The organism is Arthrobacter sp. Hiyo1 (assembly GCF_001263615.2).
GTDB lineage: Bacteria > Actinomycetota > Actinomycetes > Actinomycetales > Micrococcaceae > Arthrobacter.
Genome location: NZ_DF952469.1, coordinates 555918 through 562086 on the forward strand (window position 1 = coordinate 555918; position 6169 = coordinate 562086).

Consider the following 6169-nt stretch of genomic DNA (forward strand, 5'->3'; position numbering starts at 1 on the left):
CCCGGCTCGGTCGCCGCGACGAAGCGCGGTCCGCTTTCCTGCAGGCCGTTGAGCTGTGCAGGAACGCCGCCGAACGAGCTGCGCTCGAGCGCAAGATCGACGGCGTCAGCCAACCATGAAGGGGCCGCCGTCGACCGCGGCAACGCCCGAAGACCACCCCTGGTGTTGAGTGCTTGAATGAGGGCATGGTGGATCGAAGCGTACTTGTCTCCGGTGGCGGCATTGCCGGCTTGACCGCCGCGTACTGGCTGGCGAAGGCTGGTTGGTCAGTCACGATTGTGGAACGATCGGCCGATGCGCGATCTAGTGGCAACCCCATCGACGTACGCGGAGACGCGGTCGCTATTACACGGCAAATGGGCATCTGGTCGCGCCTGGAGGAGGCCGCCACTGGTGTCGAACGCCTGGTCTTCGTCGATGCCGACGGGCAGCCGCAGGCCACCATCCCCACCCGGCAACGCGCCGACCGCGACGGAGAGGTCGAGGTCGAGGTCGCACGCACCGACCTCGTCGGCCTGTTGCTTGAGAAGGCCCAGGAGACAAGCCGCATCATCCGGGACGACTCGATCACCGCCTTGCACCAGGACGACGGCGGAATCGACGTCGAGTTTCGGCGGACTCCTTCCCGTCGCTTCGACCTGGTCGTCGGGTCCGACGGACTCCATTCCACAGTTCGGCGCTTGGTATTCGGCCCCGAAGAACGTTTTTCCCGCCCATTCGGCATGTTCGTGGGCACCGTGCGCGCCGCTGCACCGATCCAAGATCCGCGCACCGTGCTGATGTACAACGAACCGGGAACCTCCCTGACCATCCATCCGGCAGGTGGGAAGCCCGGGTTCGCATTCATCTTCCGGGGGCAGCACGATTTCGACTACCGCGACGCGGACCAAGGCAGACGCCTCGTCGAGTCCACCTACGCCGACGGCGGATGGCTCACCCCGCTCGCGCTCGAGGAATGGGGCGCGTCCGACGAAAGGTACTTCGACGCAGTCACCCGCATGGACGTACCGCAGTGGTCTGCCGGCCGCGTGGTGCTGCTCGGTGACGCGGCGAGTTGCATCTCGCTGTTCGGTGAAGGATCCAGCAGCGCGATCGTTGGAGCCAAGACCCTCGCCGATGCGATTGCCGCCTACCCGGATGACCACACCGCCGCTTTCGCCGTCTATGAACGCAGCCATCGCAAACACGTGCACTCGCTACAACGGGGCGCCGGCATCGCATCGCGCCTCCTCGTGCCCAAAACGCAATCGGGCATCACGATCCGCAATGCTGTGTTGAACGCGCTCCCCTTTCGGAACACCCGACAAGCCCCGGATTCGCGGCGATAAGCGACGAACTTTTCCCAACGCTATTTTGTCACCTGGTGACCGTTAGCCGGCCCTCATCTGGACCACCGTGAGAAGCTGAGGGAATGATTCTGGAGCACGCAATCCTCCCCGTCCGTCCCGGCAGCGAGTCCGATTTTGAAGAGGCATTCCGGATGGCGCGACCTCTGATCAGCCGGCAGCAGGGCTTCCGGAGTCTTTCGATTTCACGCTCGATCGAGTCCCCAAACCTGTACCTTCTACTCGTTGAGTGGGATTCGGTGGAAGCCCATTCCGAAGGCTTCCGTGGGTCCGCCGACTATGAGCGGTGGAAGGAGCTGTTGCACCATTTCTACGATCCATTCCCGGTGGTTGAGCACTTCACGACGGTGCGGTAGCCAGCCCCTCACCCGGCATGTGGATACAGTTTGAGAGTGAATTTCCACGCGTTCAAGCGTTTCTTCGATCTTGCGCCTGCTCTTGCCGCTGCACAGCCTGTCATCGAGGTTGAAGAACAGAACAGCGACTACGAATCCGGTGTTGCCCGCATCGGGAATGAGCTATGGCGAATCCGCACCGCCCGGATCACACCGACGAAACCCGGTGCCTTCGTCGCGGTCTGGAAGCGCGGCGAAGGCGGATCGACCAGGCCCTTCACGGCTGACGAGTCGATGTCCGGACTGCTCGTCTTCGTAGAGGATCAGGATCGGTTCGGGTACTTCCAGTTCACCAAAACCCACCTGATCTCGCTCGGATACGTCAGCTCCGACGTACATCCCGGTAAACGTGGTTTCCGCGTCTATCCGGCATGGTGCACCGACCTGAATCCTCAAGCGTCGCGCACGCAGCGCGCGCAAGGGCCTGCGTTCTCCGAGCTTTCTCCGACAACCGCACGCGACCACTTCAGCGCCCGTTGGGCAGCCTTGATCTGAGTTCTTCTGCATAGGAAGCGATGGCCTGGCGCTGATCGCGGGTGAACCTTCTGACTTGCATGTCGAGGACTACCCGGCTGCCCAGTTCTCCCAGGCCCAACAGCTGACCCACCCGCTGGATTGCTTCGTCCAGGTTCTCTGAATCCTCAACCACCTGGAAGACCTCGCCCCGCCGATCCATCGCCTTCACCAGGGCCTCGTGGAGCATCAATTGTTCCCTTGTTCGCAGCTCATCCTCATCCATGCCGCGATTCTTGCACGAATGGTTGCGTCAAACTGACGGTGCTATCCCGCCTACCGCGGCACCCAAAGCGTGCCCCTACTCGAAGTGGGTTTCGATCCCGCTCCCCGAGACCTGTTCGATCAGTTCGGTGGCGATGTCCCGTAGTTTGCGGTTGCGGTTGCTGGAGACCTTGGTGAGGATTTCCATCGCTTCTGCCTGCGAGCATCGGTTTTGCGCCATGATGACACCGCAGGCCAGGTCGATGGCGGTCCTGCTTTGCATTGCTGATTCCAGGTCCTCTGCCCGGTGGTGGGCTGAGTCGATGCGCACGGACAGGTGGAGGATGTTGCGGGCGGCAGCGGCGAAGCCCACGGCCTTGTTGAAGACATCGGGGGTGAACGCGCCTGGCTTGGATGCGAAAAAGTTCAGCGCCGCACTAGCGTCCTCGCTGATTTCCATGGGAATCCCCAACGAGCTATGAACGCCGATCTCGGCGAATTTCTTGGTGAGCGCCGGCCAGCGGAGATCTGTCGAACCGTCGTCGATGATCACGGGAGACATCTCGCGGAGTGCCGCGATGCAGGGGCCGTCACCGATAGCCTGCTCAAACCGGTCAATCTGCACGGCGCGTGGGGAGCTGCCCGCTGCAGTGAGGGGCCGGCGTCTGACTTTGACAGTGATGGCGCATTCAATCTCGTCGCCGGAAGCTTCGGAAATCGAGGCAGCGGCGAGCTTAGTGAGCCCGCTCAGGAAATCAGATGCATTCCCTGCGCCGACCAGAACAGACTGAAGGTCCAGAATGCCTTGAAGCAGGTCCGCTGCTTCGTTTTCCGGTGAACTCGACATTCGCCCATCCTACTTTCATCGTTTGCCAAGGAGAACGGTGCGCCGACGCTGGAAGCCCGCATCCCACCGTCGTATGCTGCATGCAGTCCTAGGCTTTCGATCCCCTACCGCGGAGTACGCACATGCAGATCCCCAAACCGTCCGACGCCGACAAAGACCGCTTCCGCGCGGTGGTGCCGGAGAACCCTGACGTCGTGGTCAAGCCGATGTTCGGGAACCTGGGCGCCTTCGTGAACGGCAATATGTTCGCCGGACTGTTCGGTCCGATGATCGGCGTCAAGCTTTCCGACGTCGACCGCGAGGCACTGGAGGCAAGCCACCAAACGCTCCCGTTCGGCCCGGAAGGCCGCGCCATGGGCGGCTACGTCGGCCTGCCCGAAGCCTTGGCCGGCGACGATGAGCAAACGGCGGAGTGGGTCGAAAAGGCGTTCGCTTACGTTGCGACTCTCCCGCCGAAAGCCGCGAAGCCGCGTTCGGCGAAGAAGTAACTGCCGCGGAGGCGGCGCACAAAGCTCAGAACCGGGACGTGTGGTCTTCGATCAGTCCGCTTGCCGCAATCTCACGGAAGGTATAGATCCCCCGGACTGCGGCGGCCGTGTCCCGGAATGGTGACGAGACCGCAAGCTCTTTCCCGAACTCGTCAACCAGCCTGACCCTGCAGCTGCCCCCGTTGTCAGTGAACACTTCAAAGTGTCCCGCCATCAGAGAAGTTCTCCCCGACGGCGTACAGGAGCAAGCTTGGGCAGTCCGGGATGCCGGGAAGCCGGGCTGCTGTTAAGCGGTTGATGATGTCCCGATTCGCGTCGCCGCTCCAGTTCGCCCGTCACGAGGTCAAGCAACGCCTGCGCTGGTTCGGAGAGCCTGTGGGTTGCCGCCGTGTGGGCTATTTCGTCGCAGTGAAGAAGCACAAGACGGATGCGTTCCAATTCGCGCGAGGGCACGGATGGCCATTGCCGAAACAGTTGTTGAAGCGCACTGTGCCTGGGTAGGTGGTTCCGCCAAGATTCATCGGAGGTGTCTTGCGTCCAGGATCCCCGGCGCCGTGCAGCGCGAACATGGGGGTGACCGGGTTGAATAGGTGCCATGACTGACCTCCTCGTACTAAATCGAGAAAGCCAGCTGCTTGACCTCTACCAGCATAAGTGACCCAGGTCATATCAACCAATTTCGGCTTGCTTGGAATCGCGAGGGGCTGGTGAACGCCCCGCGGGCGTGCTGGGCCGGGCCACGATGAGGAGGCCGACGAGGGACAGCAGGGCCCCGACGATCATGATGGCTGCCATCGGGACGGCTGTGTCCGTGCCGCCCAACCCTGCGATCGGCGCGATGATGCCGGCTGTGGTCCATTGCACCAGGCCAAGGACGGCGGAACTCGTGCCCGGGTGCGCCGGTACTTCGGCCGAGGCAAGGGCACCGCCGTTGGTATTGATCAGTCCCTGGCCACCATGAGCGCGAAGAAGCTGCCCATTGCCACGAGTAGAGGAGTGCCCCACCAGAGGGCCCCGGCAAGCATCACGATGCCGGCGGCGAGCGCGATGGCCTGTCCTACGAGGATGACTCGTCGGGTGGGTACCCGGCCTGCCAGCCGCGCCGAGACGAGGGCGGCGATGGTCATCCCGCCGGCGTTCGCGGCGAAGACGATGGAGTACGCCACCGGGGAGAGTCCGTTCATGTTCTGCAGGATGAACGCGGACGTGGCGACGTAGGCGAACAAGGCGATGAATGCCGAAGATGCCACCAGGACGTATCCAACGAACCGGCGGTTCGCCAGGACAGTGCGCGCCGCGTGCCCGAATTCACGCAGTCCGCCCGCGTGACGTTTCCCGGGCGGCAGGGATTCCGGCACGACGAACAGGGCGCAAAGGGTCATCAGGACACCGAGGGCCGCCAGCGTCCAGAAGGTCATCCGCCACCCGGTCAGCTGCAGGATCACCGCGCCCAGCAGAGGCTGATGATCGGTGCCACGCCCCCAATCCCCATCACGACGTTGAGCACCCGGACCAGCTGCGGGCCGTGGGCCAAGTCCACAATGACGGCGCGGCCGATCACCATGGCCCATCCCCCGCCAAAGCCCTGCAGGAACCGGGCAACCATCATGAATCCGATGCTCGGGGCCAGGGCGCAGCCAACCGTCGCGATGGTCATGAGTATCGTGCCCGCCACAAGCGGCAGGCGTCGGCCGCGTTGGTCGCTGAACGGACCCCCGACCAGTTGCCCGAGCCCCATCCCGGCAAAGAACGTCGTCAGCGTCAGCTGCACCGACGACGCCGAGGTGCCGAACTCTTCTGACACGCGTGGGAACGCCGGGACATACATGTCGGTGGCAAGGGGTGCCACGGCTGTCAGGAAGATGACAGTGGCGACTAGTGCTGCCGGGACAGTCCCTGCCGTCGCAGCCCGTGTGGTTGTCGGCGTCGTGCTCACGGGCATGCGCTGGTGCTCCATTTCATCGAATGCTTGACCTTCGATTTCCATGAAACCCGCATCATGCAGGCGTAGCGAGGGCCCTGCCGAAACGGGTTATGGCAGAACCTCCCAACCGTTCGTGGTTACGTCGTACCGTTTCCATATGGATAACCGAGCCGAGGTACGAGAGTTTCTGGTCTCCCGCCGAGGACGCATCACCCCCGAGCAGGCAGGCATCGAGCCCATCGGCGGCCGGCGCCGAGTGGCGGGTCTCCGAAGGGAAGAAGTCGCCCGTCTCGCCGGGGTCAGCATCGACTACTACACCCGCCTCGAGCGTGGAAACCTCACCGGGGTCTCGGACAGCGTCCTCGACTCAATCGCTCGGGCTCTGGAGCTTGACCGCGCCGAACACGACCACCTCTATGACCTGGCACGTGCGGCCGGTCCGTCCGCGCGGA

At 63.2% G+C, this 6169-nt stretch carries 9 protein-coding genes and 1 pseudogene; 5 read left to right on the forward strand and 5 right to left on the reverse strand.

Annotation, left to right across the window (positions count from 1 at the left end):
- Positions 1-185 precede the first annotated feature (185 nt).
- The 3 genes from AHiyo1_RS06950 to AHiyo1_RS06960 all read left to right on the forward strand — a co-directional run bounded on the left by AHiyo1_RS06950 (position 186) and on the right by AHiyo1_RS06960 (position 2236).
- On the forward strand, positions 186-1328 hold the full coding sequence (locus tag AHiyo1_RS06950) for an FAD-dependent oxidoreductase (protein WP_059388059.1): 1143 nt from the start codon (positions 186-188) through the stop codon (positions 1326-1328).
- Between the two features lie 83 nt (positions 1329-1411).
- Positions 1412-1702 carry an antibiotic biosynthesis monooxygenase family protein gene (locus tag AHiyo1_RS06955; protein WP_059388060.1) on the forward strand — a complete coding sequence of 97 codons (291 nt, stop codon included), beginning with the start codon at positions 1412-1414 and terminating at the stop codon, positions 1700-1702.
- 36 nt (positions 1703-1738) lie between these two features.
- Positions 1739-2236 carry a MepB family protein gene (locus tag AHiyo1_RS06960; protein ID WP_059388061.1) on the forward strand — a complete coding sequence of 166 codons (498 nt, stop codon included), beginning with the start codon at positions 1739-1741 and terminating at the stop codon, positions 2234-2236.
- On the opposite strand, the gene AHiyo1_RS06965 is transcribed toward AHiyo1_RS06960, so the two are convergent.
- Both AHiyo1_RS06965 and AHiyo1_RS06970 read right to left on the reverse strand, forming a co-directional pair.
- Entirely contained in the window at positions 2208-2480 is a 273-nt protein-coding gene (locus tag AHiyo1_RS06965) for a hypothetical protein (RefSeq protein WP_059388062.1), read from the reverse strand. The genes AHiyo1_RS06960 and AHiyo1_RS06965 overlap by 29 nt on opposite strands.
- Positions 2481-2555: 75 nt before the next feature.
- Positions 2556-3305 (reverse strand): GAF and ANTAR domain-containing protein, encoded by a 750-nt coding sequence (locus AHiyo1_RS06970; protein WP_059388063.1) that lies wholly within the window; start codon positions 3303-3305, stop codon positions 2556-2558.
- Positions 3306-3427: 122 nt separating this feature from the next.
- Here AHiyo1_RS06970 and AHiyo1_RS06975 point away from each other — a divergent pair, with 122 nt between their 5' ends.
- Complete coding sequence (locus AHiyo1_RS06975) at positions 3428-3793, forward strand: TfoX/Sxy family protein (protein ID WP_059388064.1); 366 nt, start codon at positions 3428-3430, stop codon at positions 3791-3793.
- A 25-nt stretch (positions 3794-3818) separates the two neighbouring features.
- On the opposite strand, the gene AHiyo1_RS06980 is transcribed toward AHiyo1_RS06975, so the two are convergent.
- The 3 genes and pseudogenes from AHiyo1_RS06980 to AHiyo1_RS26330 all read right to left on the reverse strand — a co-directional run bounded on the left by AHiyo1_RS06980 (position 3819) and on the right by AHiyo1_RS26330 (position 5780).
- Positions 3819-4007, reverse strand: coding sequence for a YegP family protein (locus tag AHiyo1_RS06980; protein ID WP_059388065.1), 189 nt, complete (start codon positions 4005-4007; stop codon positions 3819-3821).
- A 455-nt stretch (positions 4008-4462) separates the two neighbouring features.
- Complete coding sequence (locus tag AHiyo1_RS25435) at positions 4463-4657, reverse strand: hypothetical protein (protein WP_216363143.1); 195 nt, start codon at positions 4655-4657, stop codon at positions 4463-4465.
- A gap of 77 nt (positions 4658-4734) precedes the next feature.
- Positions 4735-5780, reverse strand: a pseudogene (locus AHiyo1_RS26330) (multidrug effflux MFS transporter).
- A 94-nt stretch (positions 5781-5874) separates the two neighbouring features.
- On the opposite strand from AHiyo1_RS26330, the gene AHiyo1_RS26335 reads away from it, so the two are divergent.
- On the forward strand, positions 5875-6169 hold a 295-nt coding region (locus AHiyo1_RS26335; RefSeq protein ID WP_253257192.1), incomplete at its 3' end, for a helix-turn-helix domain-containing protein.

Excerpts from the sequence above, each read along its gene's own strand:
- AHiyo1_RS06950 (WP_059388059.1), top strand. The coding sequence starts at position 186 with ATGGTGGATCGAAGCGTACTTGTCTCCGGTGGCGGCATTGCCGGCTTG.
- AHiyo1_RS06975 (WP_059388064.1), top strand. The coding sequence starts at position 3,428 with ATGCAGATCCCCAAACCGTCCGACGCCGACAAAGACCGCTTCCGCGCG.
- AHiyo1_RS06970 (WP_059388063.1), bottom strand. The coding sequence starts at position 3,305 with ATGTCGAGTTCACCGGAAAACGAAGCAGCGGACCTGCTTCAAGGCATT.
- AHiyo1_RS06980 (WP_059388065.1), bottom strand. The coding sequence starts at position 4,007 with ATGGCGGGACACTTTGAAGTGTTCACTGACAACGGGGGCAGCTGCAGG.
- AHiyo1_RS06955 (WP_059388060.1), top strand. The coding sequence starts at position 1,412 with ATGATTCTGGAGCACGCAATCCTCCCCGTCCGTCCCGGCAGCGAGTCC.
- AHiyo1_RS06965 (WP_059388062.1), bottom strand. The coding sequence starts at position 2,480 with ATGGATGAGGATGAGCTGCGAACAAGGGAACAATTGATGCTCCACGAG.